This window comes from Chitinophaga sp. OAE865 (assembly GCF_040546735.1).
Classification (GTDB): domain Bacteria; phylum Bacteroidota; class Bacteroidia; order Chitinophagales; family Chitinophagaceae; genus Chitinophaga; species Chitinophaga polysaccharea_A.
The window spans coordinates 6295707-6313635 of record NZ_JBEPOF010000001.1 but is presented as its reverse complement, the minus strand read 5'-3'; the positions used below and the strand labels follow the sequence as shown (position 1 = coordinate 6313635).

8 protein-coding genes and 1 pseudogene are annotated in these 17929 nt (G+C 46.6%); 8 read left to right on the top strand and 1 reads right to left on the bottom strand.

The window, feature by feature from the left end; genetic code table 11:
• Window positions 1-66: 66 nt before the first annotated feature.
• Window positions 67-1110 carry a glycoside hydrolase family 18 protein gene (locus tag ABIE50_RS25120; protein ID WP_209858399.1) on the bottom strand — a complete coding sequence of 348 codons (1044 nt, stop codon included), beginning with the start codon at window positions 1108-1110 and terminating at the stop codon, window positions 67-69.
• Window positions 1111-1459: 349 nt separating this feature from the next.
• On the opposite strand from ABIE50_RS25120, the gene ABIE50_RS25115 reads away from it, so the two are divergent.
• The 8 genes and pseudogenes from ABIE50_RS25115 (at window position 1460) to ABIE50_RS25080 (ending at window position 17922) form a co-directional block, all read left to right on the top strand.
• Window positions 1460-2140, top strand: coding sequence for an RNA polymerase sigma factor (locus ABIE50_RS25115; RefSeq protein ID WP_354028166.1), 681 nt, complete (start codon window positions 1460-1462; stop codon window positions 2138-2140).
• Window positions 2141-2155: 15 nt separating this feature from the next.
• Window positions 2156-2539 carry a hypothetical protein gene (locus ABIE50_RS25110; RefSeq protein WP_209858403.1) on the top strand — a complete coding sequence of 128 codons (384 nt, stop codon included), beginning with the start codon at window positions 2156-2158 and terminating at the stop codon, window positions 2537-2539.
• Between the two features lie 12 nt (window positions 2540-2551).
• A pseudogene (locus ABIE50_RS25105) lies at window positions 2552-2818 on the top strand (FecR family protein); the annotation flags it as partial.
• Window positions 2810-3190 carry a FecR family protein gene (locus ABIE50_RS25100; RefSeq protein ID WP_354028296.1) on the top strand — a complete coding sequence of 127 codons (381 nt, stop codon included), beginning with the start codon at window positions 2810-2812 and terminating at the stop codon, window positions 3188-3190. The pseudogene ABIE50_RS25105 and the gene ABIE50_RS25100, both read left to right, overlap by 9 nt.
• Before the next feature lie 266 nt (window positions 3191-3456).
• A complete protein-coding gene (locus ABIE50_RS25095; RefSeq protein ID WP_209858414.1) occupies window positions 3457-6753 on the top strand; it encodes a SusC/RagA family TonB-linked outer membrane protein in 3297 nt (1098 codons plus the stop codon).
• Between the two features lie 6 nt (window positions 6754-6759).
• Window positions 6760-8163, top strand: coding sequence for a RagB/SusD family nutrient uptake outer membrane protein (locus ABIE50_RS25090; RefSeq protein WP_209858416.1), 1404 nt, complete (start codon window positions 6760-6762; stop codon window positions 8161-8163).
• 150 nt (window positions 8164-8313) lie between these two features.
• Window positions 8314-8943: a Crp/Fnr family transcriptional regulator gene (locus ABIE50_RS25085; RefSeq protein ID WP_209858419.1), complete on the top strand. Its 630-nt coding sequence runs from the start codon at window positions 8314-8316 to the stop codon at window positions 8941-8943.
• Between the two features lie 528 nt (window positions 8944-9471).
• Window positions 9472-17922 carry a T9SS type B sorting domain-containing protein gene (locus ABIE50_RS25080; protein ID WP_354028165.1) on the top strand — a complete coding sequence of 2817 codons (8451 nt, stop codon included), beginning with the start codon at window positions 9472-9474 and terminating at the stop codon, window positions 17920-17922.
• Window positions 17923-17929: the final 7 nt, after the last annotated feature.

Below are 17929 nucleotides of genomic sequence, written 5' to 3'. Positions count from 1 at the left end.
GACTATCCCGTTTTTTATTAGCTTTCCTCATTTAATCATCCGGGACTTTTAAAGATCCGGATGGTACTACCGTACCTGGTCGTTAACACCTGAAAATTCGCGTTCGTACAGGCAGCCCGAAGGATCGGCAAGCTTCATGTTTTTTAGCTTTTGGGCAAAAGGCCTGTAAACATTGGGAGATGATGACCGGCCCCGCACATCAAAAAAGAACATGCCTCCAATGCCATCAGCCTTTGCTTTTTGGGCATAGTCAGTGCTATATGCATCTTCTGTGGCGGTAGCAAACCATTTGTTTTTTTGGAACCCATAGGTGGTTAAATAGTCTGCGTCCGGATATTGTGGGTAGTAGGGACAAATAATGGCATCAGCTACATCTCCCATTCTGATAGTAGTGCCATCAGGTTTTGTATAAGGGACAGCGCCGGCGCCGTATTGATAATAACATAAAAAGATATCGGGCAGCAACCGTTTTATTTCAGACATGACCATCACATATGATGATGGGTGGGCGCCGGAAGCGTGCCGTGAATATTCATCATCCGCAAGTATGGCTTTGAATCCTTTTTCTCTCACCTCTTTGGCTACAACGCCGGCAAAAGCGGTAGCGTCAGCAAGCGTTTTGAAATTATCCCATCCTGCCTCGTCCCAATTACCCAGAATGGACAGTCCTACCGGCATACCGGCCGCCTTTACTTTGTCAAAAACGCCTCCGGGCTTCATCATAGCAACATGTTGTGCGTTATATTGTATGTATGCCTTACCATAATTCGTATTGGAAATGGTTTTACCGGGAGTAGTAGGGTCAGGCAACACACTTCTTTGATCAATATTAATATTGGCTGAAAATGGGAAGGCCATGTCAAACATAAACTTGCCAGCCGTGTCCTTATAGCAGAGCACATTGGCGAAATAATGGTCGTTCGCTTCTACTGCCGCGATCATCAGGCCGGTTTTGCCTTTCCACGGATTAGAAGCGTTGGTGGCCTGTTCCACCGGTTTTTTAATAACAAGAGAAGTATCCTTGGAGGCTTTATTACAGGAGACGCTTGCCAGTATACCGTACGAAAGCATTACCAACGGAAGACGGAGAAGTCTTTTTTTGTTTTGCATAAGATTGAATTTTTTTTCAATTTATGCTTAGCCGGATAAAAGATCATTAAACTAGTATAATAATTCAATTGGCCCTCCTGGCCGGGACAAAAGACAGCACAATTTTCAGAAAGCGCGGTGGTGGAGCATTAATCCAGGCGATAAAACACGAACATTTAATATGTGCAAAAAAGACTTTCTATAAATACGCTAATAAATTCTTATTTTCATTAAATTCGTTTAATTAATTTCTTATAATAATATGTTTATCAGGATAGAGAGGCTGATTGGTCGTAGCTTTATACTTATGTAAATTTGGGCTATATATGTTAAATATACTAGCTTTAAACTGAAAAACTCACTGACCTTAATGCCTAAAAATCAAAACATTGAGGAGCATCGTCAATGGCGACTGTTACAATCAGGTGATATGAGTGCATTAACCTATTTCTATGAGAAATATGTACATCTCATATTTAACTATGGACTAAAGTTTACCAGGGAAGATGATCTGATCGATGATACTATACAAGATCTTTTTATTCGCGTTTGGCAAAAACGGGAGAATCTGGCTGCGCCCGATTCTGCTGAGTACTACCTGCTTAAATCTTTCAGAAATATTCTTTTCAGAAAATTATCCCAGAGAGTCAAACGTGCCCATAGCGAATTGGAAGAGGAATATGTGGCTGATGCAGAGCCGTCTTTTGAAGCGCAATTGATCATGGAAGAACATTCAGTTGAAACGGATCAAAAGTTAAAAAAAGCCTGGCAGCAATTGCCTGCCAGGCAGAAGGAGGCTTTGTACCTGCGTTTTTATACGGATGCTTCTTATGATGATATCGCAGGGATTATGGGCATTTCTGTGAAAGCTACCTATAAAACAGTTTTCAGGGGGCTGGAGAAGTTGCGGGAAATGGTGATCGTTACGCTGGTGTTGTTCCTTTGTGTGGGCATCGGGTCTTTTTTTGAAGAATTGCCGCTACTGAAGGGTAAAACAGTTCAGGTAAGGTGTCTTTCTCTTGAATTATATAACCATATCTTCAAACGATAGTAGCTGGACAGATTTATGAAAAATGATCATTCAATAGAGGCTTACGCGGGATATGAGATGGACGACTTTCTTGCAGATGATAGTTTCCAGGAGTGGGTGAAGAAGGATCTTCCGGAGGACAGGGAATTCTGGCAAAAGTTTATATACACCTATCCCCAGAAGGAAAAAGAGGTGAGAGAAGCACATAGGCTGCTTAGCCGGCTGAAGTTTGTGGAAGCGCCCCCGGATCATGCCCGGTACCAACGGATCTGGCAAAATATACAAGCCGGTACGGAAGCACCTGAAACAATTGTACGCCGTATGTCTCCGGTAAGGAGGTGGATATCCGTTGCTGCAGCGGTTATAATACTGTTTTCGCTGGGAATGTGGTGGATGAACAGCAGGAGCCTTACCATCTAGACCGGCCGCGCTGATGTGCGGGAGTTTGTGCTGGCCGATCGATCGGCTGTTATGCTGAATGCAAATAGCAGGCTTACTTACCGTAAGAATTTCAATAGCGCCGCCAAACGGGAAGTATGGCTGGAAGGAGAAGCCTATTTTAATGTCAGGCATCTTGAAGATAGCGCTTCAATAACTCCGCATAGTTTTATTGTACATACCCCGGAACTTGACCTGGAGGTATTGGGTACCAGTTTTAATGTAAAAACCCGTCGATCAGCCACCAATGTTATGTTAGCGCATGGAAGCGTTCTTGTGCGCTTCAGAAAGGAACCATATGACACCGTGCTGCTTAAACCCGGCGAAATGCTGGAGTTTGCACCGGGCACAGCGCCCATACTGCACAAAGCCGTAGATTCTCTTAGTATCAGTGCGTGGAGGCAGCAACGGTTTGTTTTTTCCAATACCCCCCTGGACCAGGCAATACAACAGATTGAAGATTTTTATAACTGCACGATAACTGTGAAAGATTCCTCCCTGCTTCGTTACAGGATTACCGCATCAGTAACAGCGCCCCCGGTACAGGAGCTGGAAACAGTGCTTGCCGGTATCCTGAATATGAAAGTGAGCAGGAAAGGAGATGTGCTGGAGATCGTGGGGGCACAGCAGTAGCGGACTGAGCATTCTTATACAACAGCCTTGTCAGGAATATGATCAAAAAATTTCCATGTTGGTCATTATACGTATGCCTTATCCTGTTCTCATACCGGCAGGCGGCTGCTCAGGATCGATTGGCATTGGGATTTGATGGAGCCGACCTTGCAACCGTTTTTCTAAAGGTGGGGGAAAAGTACAATGTTTTTTTCCTATACCCCCCTGCAATAATGGAGCTCAGGATAAAGGTCTACTTACCCCCGAAAAAACGAACCCTGGTTGAAATGCTGGATGTTCTCACAAAAGAGACCGCTCTTCGGTATGATCTCACAGCAAAGGTCGTACATGTACATCCGTCTTCACATTCACCGGTCCAAACGGCGCCTGCTGAAACAGGCCGGTTACTTCGCGGCAGGGTAGTGGACCAGATGGGAGCATCCCTGCCAGGCGTCACTATACGCAATTATAACAATGGTACCGGCAATATTACCGGGGAAAAAGGGGAATATAGCATTCATGCCTCTCCCGGCGATCAGCTCAGTTTCAGTCTTATTGGTTACAGGACCCGGCAGGTAACAGCAGGCGGGGAAACACTGCCGACCATCCTTTTGGAGGAAAATATTGTAGACCTGGGTGCCACCGTAGTAACAGGGTATACGGTTAAACGCGTTGAAGAGCTTACGGGTGCGCTGTCGAAACTGAAAGGAAAAGACCTGACCCAGGGCGTAACCAGTGCCGATGCAACATCAATGATCAAAGGGAAAGTGGCGGGCCTCTATATCACTGAACAACTTTCTGCCAATCCTGCCGGAGGAAGCGGGAAAATGCTGATGAGGGGGCAGAGTACCCTGTTAGGAACACAGGCCATCCAGGCACAGGACAGGGATGGTAATCGTTACCCGGTGATCCCGAACACCATATTCGGGCCCTTAATAGTTGTTGACGGAATTATCTCCCCCTATTCGGAACTGAAAGATGCTGTTAATCCCAGGGACATTGAAGAGCTGGCGGTGCTGAAAGATGCGGCTGCAACAGCCATCTATGGTTCCAGGGCGGCGGCAGGTGTTATAGACATTACCACCAAGCGGGGTAAGCCGGGAAAGATAAAAATTGACCTGGAAACAAAGTTTGGGCTTAATTACCCCAACCGGGGCAAATTCAGGTGGATGAATGCGCGCGAGCTATACGACGTAAGAACAGAGCTTTTCACGCAGGGATGGGCCTATTATGAGGGTATATGGAGGTCGGATTTCGAGGTTAATTCCCTCCAGGAACTGTTGAATAAGGCGTTGCCAACTGAAGAAACGATCGCGCACGCATTTGACTGGAGTAAATATTATTATGTGCGCTCCCTTTTACAGGAAACAAATATATCTGCCAGTGGCGGCAATGACCGGAGCCGCTACTATTTTTCAGCAGGCCATTATGATGAACAGGGAACATTAAAGGATAATGGCCTCAAACGTACGTCTTTTCGCCTGAACCTTGATCACGACTTTAACCGGATGTTTTCGCTAAAGGCTGGACTGAGTGGTATATTTGATCATGAAACGCAGCCGGTGGTAGCTCCGGGTTTGTATAAGATGCCTTCCTGGTTGTCGCCTTACGACGAAAATGGGGAACTAAGGCCGTTCCTGAACCCGATCGGTAAGCCGCTTGAAAAACAGCCTAACTTCTTATTTGAGCGGCAATATAATACCAAACGTTACCAGCAGCAAAATTTCTGGGGAAACATAAAGCTGACACTACGGCCTGCCGACTGGCTCACGATCTCCTCCAGTAATGCGGGTAACCTTATGCGGGGCAACGGGAAATTTTATGCGGACCCGCGTTCGTTTACGGCTAAAGAATATGGTAAGGACAGTAATGGTTTTCTATTGACCAGTGGGAACAACAGCGATTATTTCATTAGCTCAAACACCCTGGTCCTTGAACGGACATATGAAAAACACTGGTTCCGGTTTTTAGCAGGCCAGGAATACCAACAGTTCTTTAGTGAAAAAAGTGGTTTGAACACGGAGGTGTTGAACCCGGTGATCTCAAAAAGTTATAGGATATTATCCGATATTGGAGCACGGCAGCTGGCATTACTCCCCGATTATAATCCTTCCCTCACCTGGGAGGATATCTATGGCGGAAGAAGAAAGTCGCGGATGTTTTCTTTATTTAGCGGGGTTGCTTATAGTTACCGGAACAGGTATTTCATCAGCGCTTCTTTGCGTAATGATGCTTCATCTGAGTTTGGCCCCCGACACAAGAATGCCGCCTTTTGGTCGGCAGGGGCGTCCTGGTTAATAAATAAGGAGTCTTTTATGCAGGCGTGGAAAGCGGTTGATCTGTTGAAGCTGAGGGTAAATATTGGCACGAGCGGATCACAGCTCGGAAATCTGCTGCTTACAAGAACCATTTATGGACCGGGCGGTATTTTGGGCCTTGACGGAGACAGGTACAATGGAGCGCCCGGCGTATACCCATTCCAGACAGGTAATCCGGATCTGACCTGGGAAACCACGCGTATATTAAATATAGGGCTGGATGTGGGGTTGCTGAACCGTATAACGGTTAGCCTGGATTATTACCGGAAACGTTCCTTTGATTTGATCCAGGCAGTGCCGCAATCGGCTGCTGCCGGTAATATGTCGGCGCAATTCCGTAATACCGGCATACTGGGCAACTACGGATTAGAGTTAACCCTGAATACGCAAAATATATCCGCTCATAAATTCAGTTGGTCCAGCAGCTTTAATATTACTTTTAATCGAAACCGGATCATAAGCGTATATGGCGGAGCATTGAGGGCAGGGTATGGGCCGGACGCCGGAAGTCCCGAGATAGATCAATATTATTTATATCCGGGAGAAGATATTAATACCCTGAAAGGAGTTATTTATACGGGGGTGGACCCTGCAACCGGGAAGCCGTTGTTTGAAAAACCGGTGAGAGACGGGAATGGGAATATTATCAAAATAGAAAAGGTGGCCGGTATAAAAGAAGCTTTGGGGCCGGATGGAAAGGGCCTCCAAACACTGGGCACTAAAACGCCCAGGTTTAACGGGGGCATTTCAAATACGCTGAAGTATGGAAACTTTACATTGAGTATCCTGGCCGAATTTGTATATGGAACGCACTCGCTGAACTTTGAACGGATGCTGTTTCAGGCGACAGACGCACAAGGCCTCGGCTTTGGCGCATTGAACAGGGTGGCCTACGCGCCGTTCCAGCATCCCTGGCGTTACCCGGGAGATAAAGACGCGAATATACCCTCCACAGCAACACAAACAACTGAGTTGTTTGCTGATATCCGGAATTCTTATTTCTATGAAAACAACAGTTTTCTGAGAATACGTAATATCCGGCTGGATTATCAACTTCCGGAAAATTGGCTGAACCGTTATATAGAAAGAGCAGGAATTTATCTGAGCATCGATAATCTTCATACTTTTACCAGTAAGTACTTTACGCAGGTGGACCCCGAAGGCGCATATGTTGGCGGTGATCTGTATAGTTCTTTTAGCGGCGTGGGCGGCGGCCTCGGTTTACCCAGGCGTTATGCGGCAGGCCTGCTCTTTAGTTTTAAATAAAAGGTGATGAAAAGCGTAGTATACTGTTACATCTTCTTTCTGTTGTTGTTTTTTCCTGCTTGCCGCAGGCAGCTGGATGTTGTTCCAACCAACAATAACTGGACGGACAGCGAACAACAGTTATCTTCCTTTGAAGGTATTATGGAAGCAGTGAATGGCAACTACATGCTGCTAAGAAATAACAATAGCGCGTTATACTGGTTGAATGAACTAAGAGGAAATACATTTCGTATGCCTGTCATCAACCCTTTCGACTACCTGGATATTTTCAGCTACAGCCGGGATCCGGGTCTTTTGTCAGCGGAAGACTATTGGGTAGGCGCTTATACGCTGATCATTGCCTGTAACAGGGTATTGGAAGGCCTGGCACGTTTTGAAAAAAGCAAACAGTTTACCGACCTGCCGCCAGCCAACAGCGCTTTATTGCTGCACGCAAAAGGAGAGACCTATTTCCTACGGGCGTATACTTATTTTAATTTGGTAAGGCTGTTCGGGCGCCCTTACTACCAGCGCCCGCAAATGAACCCCGGTGTTATAGTTAAAAATAATACAGATATAAACTTTATTCCGGGCCGCAGCACCGTAAGCGAGGTATATGCACAGATCATCGAAGACCTTAAGACAGCAGATAGTATAATGGCGGCGGATGTTGGGCGCACTAACGCATTTGCCACCAGGCCGGCCGTATGGGCTTTGCTTTCGAGGGTGTATCTCTATATGGGCGGCACATATGATACGCCGGATAAGGATATCAATCAACAGGCTTTGCTGTATGCCAACAAAGTGATTAACGCAGGGAAGTTTCAGTTGTTGAAGGGAAAAGCATATGATACCCTGTTATATAACGGTAAATACAATAATCCTGAAACCATTTTTGCTTCTATCTATATAGATGTTAATAATAACCTGGGTGTGAATACATTCAACGCATTGCTGGAGGCTGCACCCTCTCTTCTGCAGGCTTTTATGGAACATGATTACCGTCGCGATTTTTTTTGGACAACCATCTCCTTCGCAGTAACTACAAAATATGGAAGGAAGAGCGCTCCCTTTATACATCTGCGGCTCGCGGAAGTTTATCTGAACAAGGCGGAAGCCCTTTTAAAAATGGACAATACCACAGAAGCCCTGGATGCCGTTAATGTTATACACACCCGTGCCGGTCTTCCACCACTGCTTTATTCAAACAGGGCGCAGCTCCAAAAAGATATTATCCGGGAACGGCGCCTGGAGCTTTGTTTCGAAGGACATAGCGGATTCGATGATTATCGCAATGGATTACCTATGGTGCGGCCTGCAATAGATGCGGATACGGCCTTCGAAGTGCTCCCGACAGACAAGAGGGTAGTGTTACTGATACCCCAGCGCGAAATGGATGCCAACCCAAAGATGGTACAAAATGAACAATGATATTAACAGCGCAATTCCCTGTTTAAGGCAGTCCGGCCATTTCCTTTCCGGTCATTAATATATAAAAAATACATATCCGAAATAATTTTTGCCGGTGATGGGTAAATTTTAACAGAGTGTGTCTCTATTGGTTAACAACAGCCAATTATTATGAGTACGCTACTGAAGTTCATACTCGGATTCACGCCTTCCTGCGACAGGAGACTGATAGATCAGATCAGCCCGTTGATCAGAACAAGATCGATCGTAAAAAACGATTTTTTGCTGAATGCCGGTAAAACATGTAGAAAACTTTGTTTTATTACCAGCGGAATATGTTACAAGTATCTGGCAGATCATAAAGGGGATAATGTTGTTCAGTTTTATGACGAAGGAGATCTTGCGGGTGACTATTGCAGTTTTGTTTGCCAGGAACCCAGCAGGTACCACATTAAAACGCTGGAAGAGGTAGAAGTGCAGGAACTGCACTATAATGATATTAGTCTTTTATACGAGTCTAGTCCTGTTTTTGAGCGTATTGCCCGGAGAATGACGGAGCATTACCTGTGCCGCATGACGGACCGTTTATTTTCTTTTCAGCATGATAGCCCGGAGATGCGGTATTTAAATCTTCAGAGAGAACGGCCGGCGCTTCTGCAGCAGGTACCGCAGTACCTGATTGCTTCTTATTTAGGCATTACACCGGTAGGGCTGAGCAAGATCAGATCCAGGATTTCCAATAGCAGGCATGTTGCCGGCGCAAATAGTGGGGACCTCACAGTAATGTCTCAATTAATCTAAAAAAAGTTCTAAAAATGATGGGTAAAATTAACAGGTAGATGTCTCTTTTGGTTGACAGTATCTCATAACAGTGGGTTTTCAAGGTTAGGCCCTTTTTATGGCAAAGGGCAATGCTCGTAAATACATGGACTGGTGTTCGCCCCGGTCCTCCTTTTATCAAAACACATATGAGTCAACTGCTTTATCAAAAAATATGCTCCGCAATAATGAAACGATTTTGTTAATCGGAAGTTAACGGGGAGACTTATTAAACAACTTTAATGAAATCACTCTTTTAGTCCAATAATTTTGTACCGTGAACAAGTTATAAGCTGTATGCCACTTTGGTAGTTCCCGAGATAGGGCTGAAGTGATAGAATTTCATTACAGGGCCACCCTCATAAAATTTTATGGAAAAAAGTACGCTCCTGATCGGATCAGGGGAGTGGAGGGTTATGCGCATGCCACAGGCATTACCTGGTGGCGATGGCAAAAACGAAAGGACCATTTTGAAATAATTATAGTAAGTATAAATAACAGGCAATTTTTATGCAAAAACATTTACACGTATCTACATCGCTGATGTTCGTCCGTCAATTATCCAAACAGATTTTTGACAATTGCATTGTAAAGCCGGGCTTCCTTTTGAGAAAGATGAGCCTTTGGCTGCTGTTGCTGTTGTGCACAGGTTTTGCCGCTTTTGCGCAGCAGGATTGTGGCAGGCCAACAAGTGCGGATGGCTCCTCGTGGGGTGTAAAACTGATAAGTGGTTCGCAGGCTGTCAGTGACCCGGGTTTTGCCATTGATGGTAATATGCAAACGGCAGCTACAATAAGTAATGGACCGCTTAGTATTCTGGCTGCGGCGTCTACGTTGAACATTAATTTTGGTACGCCGCTTCAGATTCGCAGTGGTATCCCGGATACCGTTGTTGTTAAGTTCGAGATGCCGGCAGCCTGGAAGCTGGATATCCTTGGTACCATTAATGTAACAATGTATAAAAATGGCAGCCAGCAGGTTGGGTCCTATGACATCAGGGGAATGTCTCTTCTGAATGTTAGCGGCTGGCAGGATGGAGGCCAACCATTTGCCATATTCAAACAAGCAGTTCCCGGCGATGTAGATCGTGTTAGCATTACGCTGAGCTCTGGGCTTGCCAGCGCAGACATCAGTCAGTTGGTGGCTCCTCTTGCGGGGTCAAATAAGAACACCTCGCTTAAAGTATATGAAGTGTATGGTTCACTGGGCGTACCAAGAATGGACAGCATTCTCAAGCAAAGTAAAATTGTTATCAGCAATGGGGAAACCGCGATCTTCTCGGTAAAAGATGACAAGAGAAATTTGGGCTATAGCTTCAAATGGTTTAATGGATATCGTGATCAAACACCTATATACACCGGAAATGATTTTAAACCGGAAATAAGGCCGTCTGTTACAGAACAGCGGTATACCTATTATGTAACGATTGAAAAAGACGGGTGTTTGCTGCAAAGCAAAATACCTGTTTATCTGATTGTAAACCCCCAGGCGCAGCTTCAGGGTAGCATAGCTCCTTCAAGAACAAAGGTGAACAAAGGAACACCTGGTGAAACAGGTCGCCTGGATTATTTGATTCAACTTGTAAACAAGGGAGCGGCTCAACTTCAATCTTCCGCAAGATTATTTATAAATGATTTCCCGATGCCTGCCAGCCGGTACCAGATCCAGCGCATCACACTTCCACAAGGCAAAGCCGGAAAGTATGATACAACAACGGGCCTGCTGACGGGCGTTACGCTAAACCCAGGAGACACTGCCAGCCTGCAGGTACTCGGCGTTGTGGATACTTCTTATACAGGAATACTCAGGAATAGTGCCAGTGGCAGTGATGAACTGGGTCTTTCTATACCTATTACGGAATCTCCCTTTGTTTATGTCAATGTAAATGATACATCCGGAAATAATAACGGTAATACATGCCCGACCACTGAGAGGATATGTAACAGACCTGATAATATTACCTACGAAACAGCAATGGATGTTGAATGGGGAAAAAGTCTGCAACAGGACATCGTAAACTTACCCAAATCAGTTATAAATTCAATTCTGGCGCTTGGCGACGGTGCAAAGAAGGTTTTGGAGTCGATCCTTCGGCTTGATCCTCTTTCCGCCGTTAATAACCTGGTGAATGGTATTCTGAGCATTTTCACGGGGAGCCAGGGTCCCCCGGCTCCGCCAAATCTTCAATATGCGGGAGATGGAAATGAGGGAACAGCAGTTGTTTTTAACCCTGATATTCTCCAATTGGGGCAGTGGCAGGGTATAACCGCACACTTTGATTCAAACCCTATCATCGCCGGCGACTCTGTTGTTGTGTTCTACAGTGAGGCTGCAACCGCACGTATACAGATAGGAGCTATACGTGTATGGATGTATAATGATGGCAAACAAGTGGGTGGACCGATGGAACTAAAAGAAGGGTTGGCTATCATGAATATAATTCCCTGGGTGAGCGGCGGTTTAGCCTACCGGAGGGTTTCTTTCCCGGTACCGGAAACAGTTGATGCGGTTCAGGTAAGTGTTGCAGGGATCGGTATTGACCTTGGAACAGCAAGTACAAGTGTTTATGAAATTGCACGGAAGCCTAAAACGCCAGACATCAAAAACTTTATAGACAAAGACTCACTTTCCGTGCAGGTAGAACAGGGTGAACAAGTGCGTTTGAAAGTGAAGGACGACAAGCGTGGCCAATGCATGCTCTATAAATGGTACACCGAGGAAGACCTGGGCAAAACACCTTTTGCTATGGGTCCGGAAGCCATCGTTAATATGCCTGCCGGCTTTACCGGAACAAAATACTATTATCTCCAGGCGTTGGCAAACGCTTGTAGTGATAATCCTTCAGCGCCTTTGGAAGTAAAAGTGACCGTATTACCTTCTCCTATGCTGGAGGGGGTAGTTACCACACAAGACAAAAATCCCAAAGTAGAAAAAGGCACCAGACTAAGATACACACTAACCATTGACAACAACGGTTTACAAACGCTGTCTGATACGGCCCGTCTGAAAATACAGGCATTATCTGAAAACGATAAAAATTTCAAGATAGACAGCATCACGGTGTTAGGGCGTGGACGCTTCAATATGACCACAGGAGAATTCACCGGTGATTCCATTCCTCCCAAAGGAAAAGTGACATTGTTGATCAGTGGCGTCATTCCTCCAACCTATGCCGGGCAGCCGATAAATATCAAGGTATCCGGCTGGCGCATGAATGGCAAACAGATTCCGATCAGGCAGGCGCCGCCAGTGACGCCCAATTACCGCCTCAAGGTGAAAAAAGTGCCTGATCAGTTAAGAGTAGGTAATCTTCAGAAACTGGACTACACAATTACCATCACAAATACCGGAACAGAGAGCTTCCCGTCGGGATCGAAACTGTATATCAAAGATGTGCCCAGGGAAAAGGGTTACCGGATTGATACAATGTATGTACCAGACAGCAGCCCCTCCGGCGGTTACTACGTGATGGGAAGTCAGACCCTCTTCGGCGCTGAAATACCTGCGGGCGGAACTGCTAAAATACGTGTGGAAGGCTTCCTGACCGACGAATATACGGGCGGGCCAATCAATAACGATGTGATCGCAACGTATGAAAACAAAGTGCCGCTGGAAGTTGAACCTACGCCTACGGTGAACGCAGGGACCGAAAAGTATACGCTGTACGGGGATAAGTATGTTATTAGCCGTACTGGTGATGTGAAAGCGGGAGACCAGCTGGATTTTGTGATCGTTCTTCGCAATAAAGGTCCCGAAACCATGCCTGCGAGTGCCCAAACTTATATCCGCGACGTGGCGCCCCAGGATTACATTATCCAGGAGATATCCGTTGCAGATAATAAAGGCCAGTACAATGAGCCGGTGCTGACAGGCGTAACCCTGGCGCCCGGAGATTCAGTAAGATTGATTGTAAGAGGTAAACTCTCCGGTAACTATAAAGGAGATACGCTTGTGAACAGGGTTACCGGCAGAACAGAGAATGGCACCCCCATTGATATTACGCCTTCACCCGTGATCAATCCTGGCTTTAAACTGAGCGGAGATAAACAACCCGACAGGCTGAAAGCCAAAGCCGGCGAAACACTGAATTATACGATCACGCTTGTCAACAGCGGAAATAATGCAATGCCGGCAGGACAGAAGGTGTATGTAAAAGATGTGCCGCAATCAGAGTTTTATGTTATTGACAACATTAGCGTAACAGGCAATACAGGCGTATATGACATGAAGACCTCAATGCTTCAGACAACAGCTCCTGTGGCTCCGAACGGAAAAATTATGTTGCTGGTGAAAGGTCATATCAGCGCAAACTATAAAACCGGCGAGATTGGCAACAAGGTGGAAGCCCGGATAGACAGTACCAACTATGAAATACCTCCTGCGCCGATTGTAAATGAGATAAAATACAAGATGCAACTGGCTAAAGTTGCGAACAGTCAGAAACCTGTAGGACCTGGTTTCCCGGTAGATTTTACCATCACGCTTCGCCATAAAGGAAAGGTGGATATTAAGCCATCAGACAAGGTATTGGTGGTGGACACACTGCCAGCCGGACTGGAAGTGACCGGATATGAACCTTCGATGGGGACCTATGATCCGACAACACATTACTGGACAGGTTTGAGCCTTATTTCCGGACAAAATGCCAGGTTGCTGGTAAAGGCACGGGTAAGGCCCGACTTTAAGGGAGATTCATTGGTCAACAAAGTAGGCGGTAAAACACCGGATGGAACCGATATTGACATTGATAGCACCGGCGGAACCGCAGTTGTAAAAATAGATACTTCCATGCGGATGAGTAAACTGCAGCTGCGTAAAGTAGCCAGCAGGAACCAGGTTACTTCCGGAGATTCGCTTGGCTTTACAATTATTCTGAAAAACCTCAGCGACACCGCTTTTGTAGCAGATACCATCACTGTACGGGATATGGTTCCCGAAGGGTATGTACTGGGCAAGCAAGAGCAAATAGTGGTCAGCGCTGGTAAATACGACGCAGCAAACGGTTACTGGTCCGGGCTTAGCATTCCGGCCAGAGATAGTGCGACTATTCAGCTGAATGGAATGGTAGCGGGCAACTTCTGGGGTAAAATGACAAATATTGCCCTGGGCTTTGATCAGCATAACTTACCGATTCCGGCAGCCGGAAGTGCGGATAATATGGCCCGTGCAACCGTAGTGGTAAATCCTCCTGCATCGAAATACAACCTGCTGCTTCAAAAGAAAGCAGACAAGCCCCGCGTGAAAGCAGGCGATTCACTTAACTATACTATTACACTGTTCAATAACGGTACGCAGAATCTGACAGATACTATTGTAACCGTGAAAGATACCCTGCCCACAGGTTATATCGTGGACAACTACCAGGTAAGCAATGGCAATTACGATCCTCAAACGGGTCGTTGGGCCAACCTGACGCTTCCTGCTGGTAAAAGCGTTACCCTGATGCTGAAAGGCCGGGTTAGCAACACCTTTAGCGGCAAACTTATAAATACGGTAGGCGGCCTTGACCCCATGGGAATTCCGATCACCAATACACCTGCAAACAGGTCGGAGGTAGATGTAGACCCTGTTAAACCGGTTTATAAACTGGCGCTTGCCAAGGTGGCAAAATTAAACCAAAGCCCGATCAGGACAGGGGATTCACTCAACTTCGAAATCACGTTATATAATAATAACGGCGGTAACGCGATAACGCCGAAAGATACCGTTACTGTTGTAGACCAGATTCCTGGCGGCTATGATGTGCGTAGCTTTGAAGCGAGTCAGGGTAGCTATAACAGTACAACCGGCCAATGGACCGGATTGAACCTGAAATCAGGCGATAGTGCTTCCATCCTCGTAAGAGGCGCATTGAGCAAGAATTTTGCCGGCAGTTCCATTACTAACACTGTAAGTGGTAAAGATCCTAATAAAGATCCTATCCCTGCAGTACCTGGCAAAGAACAGGCAATTGTAAAAGTAGATACTGTAAAATACAACCTGTTGTTAACCAAAACGGCGAACAGCGCTACAGCTACAGCAGGTGGTCCGCTCGACTTTACGATCACGCTTAAAAACCTGGGTCCGATAGTGATCCAGCCTGCTGATGCAGTAATGGTGAAAGACCAGATCCCGGCAGGTTACACAGTAAACAGCTTTGTACCAAGCGCCGGTAAGTATGATGCTACCAGCGGTCGCTGGACCGGTTTGAATGTGGCAGCAGGCCAGAATGCGACCTTGTTAGTGAAAGGTACAGTGGCAGCTGATTACAAAGGCAGCAATCTGACCAATAAAGTAGTCGGTCTTACACCGCGGAAAGATTCCATACCGGTTGAAAACGGTGGTGGTGCTACCGTAACGGTTGAAGACACTACCAAAACAGCTTATCATCTGCTGTTGAGCAAAACAGCGAACAGCACTACAGCTAAGGCTGGCGGTCCGCTTGACTTTACCATCACGCTTAAGAACCAGGGTCCGAGAGTGATCCAGTCAGGTGATACAGTAGTGGTGAAAGATCAGATCCCGGCAGGTTACACTGTGAACAGCTTTGTACCAAGCGCCGGTAAGTATGACGCTACCAGCGGTCGCTGGACAGGTTTGAATGTGGCAGCAGGCCAGAATGCGACCTTGTTAGTGAAAGGTACAGTGGCAGCTGATTACAAAGGCAGCAACCTGACCAATAAAGTAGTCGGTCTTACACCGCGGAAAGATTCTATACCGGTTGAAAACGGTGGTGGAGCTACCGTAACAGTTGAAGACACTACCAAAACAGCTTATCATCTGCTGTTGAGCAAAACAGCGAACAGCACTACAGCTAAGGCTGGCGGTCCGCTTGACTTTACCATCACGCTTAAGAACCAGGGTCCGAGAGTGATCCAGGCAGGTGATACAGTAGTGGTGAAAGACCAGATCCCGGCAGGTTACACTGTGAACAGCTTTGTACCAAGCGCCGGTAAGTATGACGCTACCAGCGGTCGCTGGACAGGTTTGAATGTGGCAGCAGGCCAGAATGCGACCTTGTTAGTGAAAGGTACAGTGGCAGCTGATTACAAAGGCAGCAACCTGACCAATAAAGTAGTCGGTCTTACACCGCGGAAAGATTCTATACCGGTTGAAAACGGTGGTGGAGCTACCGTAACAGTTGAAGACACTACCAAAACAGCTTATCATCTGCTGTTGAGCAAAACAGCGAACAGCACTACAGCTAAGGCTGGCGGTCCGCTTGACTTTACCATCACGCTTAAGAACCAGGGTCCGAGAGTGATCCAGGCAGGTGATACAGTAGTGGTGAAAGACCAGATCCCGGCAGGTTACACTGTGAACAGCTTTGTACCAAGCGCCGGTAAGTATGACGCCACCAGCGGTCGTTGGACCGGTTTGAATGTAGTAGCAGGCCAGAATGTAACCTTGTTAGTGAAAGGTACAGTGGCAGCTGATTACAAAGGCAGCAACCTGACTAATAAAGTAGTCGGTCTTACACCGCGGAAAGATTCTATACCGGTTGAAAACGGTGGTGGAGCTACCGTAACAGTTGAAGACACTACCAAAACAGCTTATCATCTGCTGTTGAGCAAAACGGCGAACAGCACTACAGCTAAGGCTGGCGGTCCGCTCGACTTTACCATCACGCTTAAGAACCAGGGTCCGAGAGTGATCCAGGCAGGTGATACAGTAGTGGTGAAAGATCAGATCCCGGCAGGTTACACCGTGAACAGCTTTGTACCAAGCGCCGGTAAGTATGATGCTACCAGCGGTCGTTGGACCGGTTTGAATGTAGTAGCAGGCCAGAATGTAACCTTGTTAGTGAAAGGTACAGTGGCAGCTGATTACAAAGGCAGCAACCTGACCAATAAAGTAGTCGGTCTTACACCGCGGAAAGATTCTATACCGGTTGAAAACGGTGGTGGAGCTACCGTAACAGTTGAAGACACTACCAAAACAGCTTATCATCTGCTGTTGAGCAAAACAGCGAACAGCACTACAGCTAAGGCTGGCGGTCCGCTTGACTTTACCATCACGCTTAAGAACCAGGGTCCGAGAGTGATCCAGGCAGGTGATACAGTAGTGGTAAAAGACCAGATCCCGGCAGGTTACACCGTGAACAGCTTTGTACCAAGCGCCGGTAAGTATGACGCCATCAGCGGTCGCTGGACCGGTTTGAATGTGGCAGCAGGCCAGAATGCGACCTTGTTAGTGAAAGGTACAGTGGCAGCTGATTACAAAGGCAGCAATCTGACCAATAAAGTAGTCGGTCTTACACCGCGGAAAGATTCTATACCGGTTGAAAACGGTGGTGGTGCTACCGTAACAGTTGAAGACAGCACCAAAACGTCGTATAATCTGCTGTTGAGCAAAACGGCGAACAGCGCTAGAGCTAAGGCTGGCGGTCCGCTTGACTTTACCATCACGCTTAAGAACCAGGGTCCAAAACAAATCCTGCCGGGTGATGTGGTAATGGTTACAGACAAGCTGCCGGAAGGTTACATAGTGACCAGCTTTGTACCGGTAGGCGAAACCGGCGGTAACTACGATGCAACCAGCGGTCGTTGGACGGGTCTGAACCTGACAGCAGGCCAAAGTGCGAGCTTATTGGTGAGAGGTACGGTGGCTCCTGGCTATAAGGGTAATAACCTGACCAACAGGGTAACTGGTCTTACGCCCAACGGAGATGATATACCGGTTGAAAACGGTGGCAGCGCTACAGTAGAAGTTGATCAGGACGACCTGATGGTACCGAACGTGATCACTCCTAATGGAGATGGCGTAAATGATGTACTGCGAATAAGGGGATTGGAAAAATACAAAGATCCCGAGCTGGTAATCATCAATCGCTGGAACAACTTGGTATACAAAAACAGTAATTATGACAACACCTGGAATGGGTCAGGTTTATTGGAAGGGACTTATTTCTATGTACTGACAGTGAAGGACGATACCGGAAAAGTGATCGTAAAGCGTGGATATGTTATGGTTTTACGTTAAAAGCTTT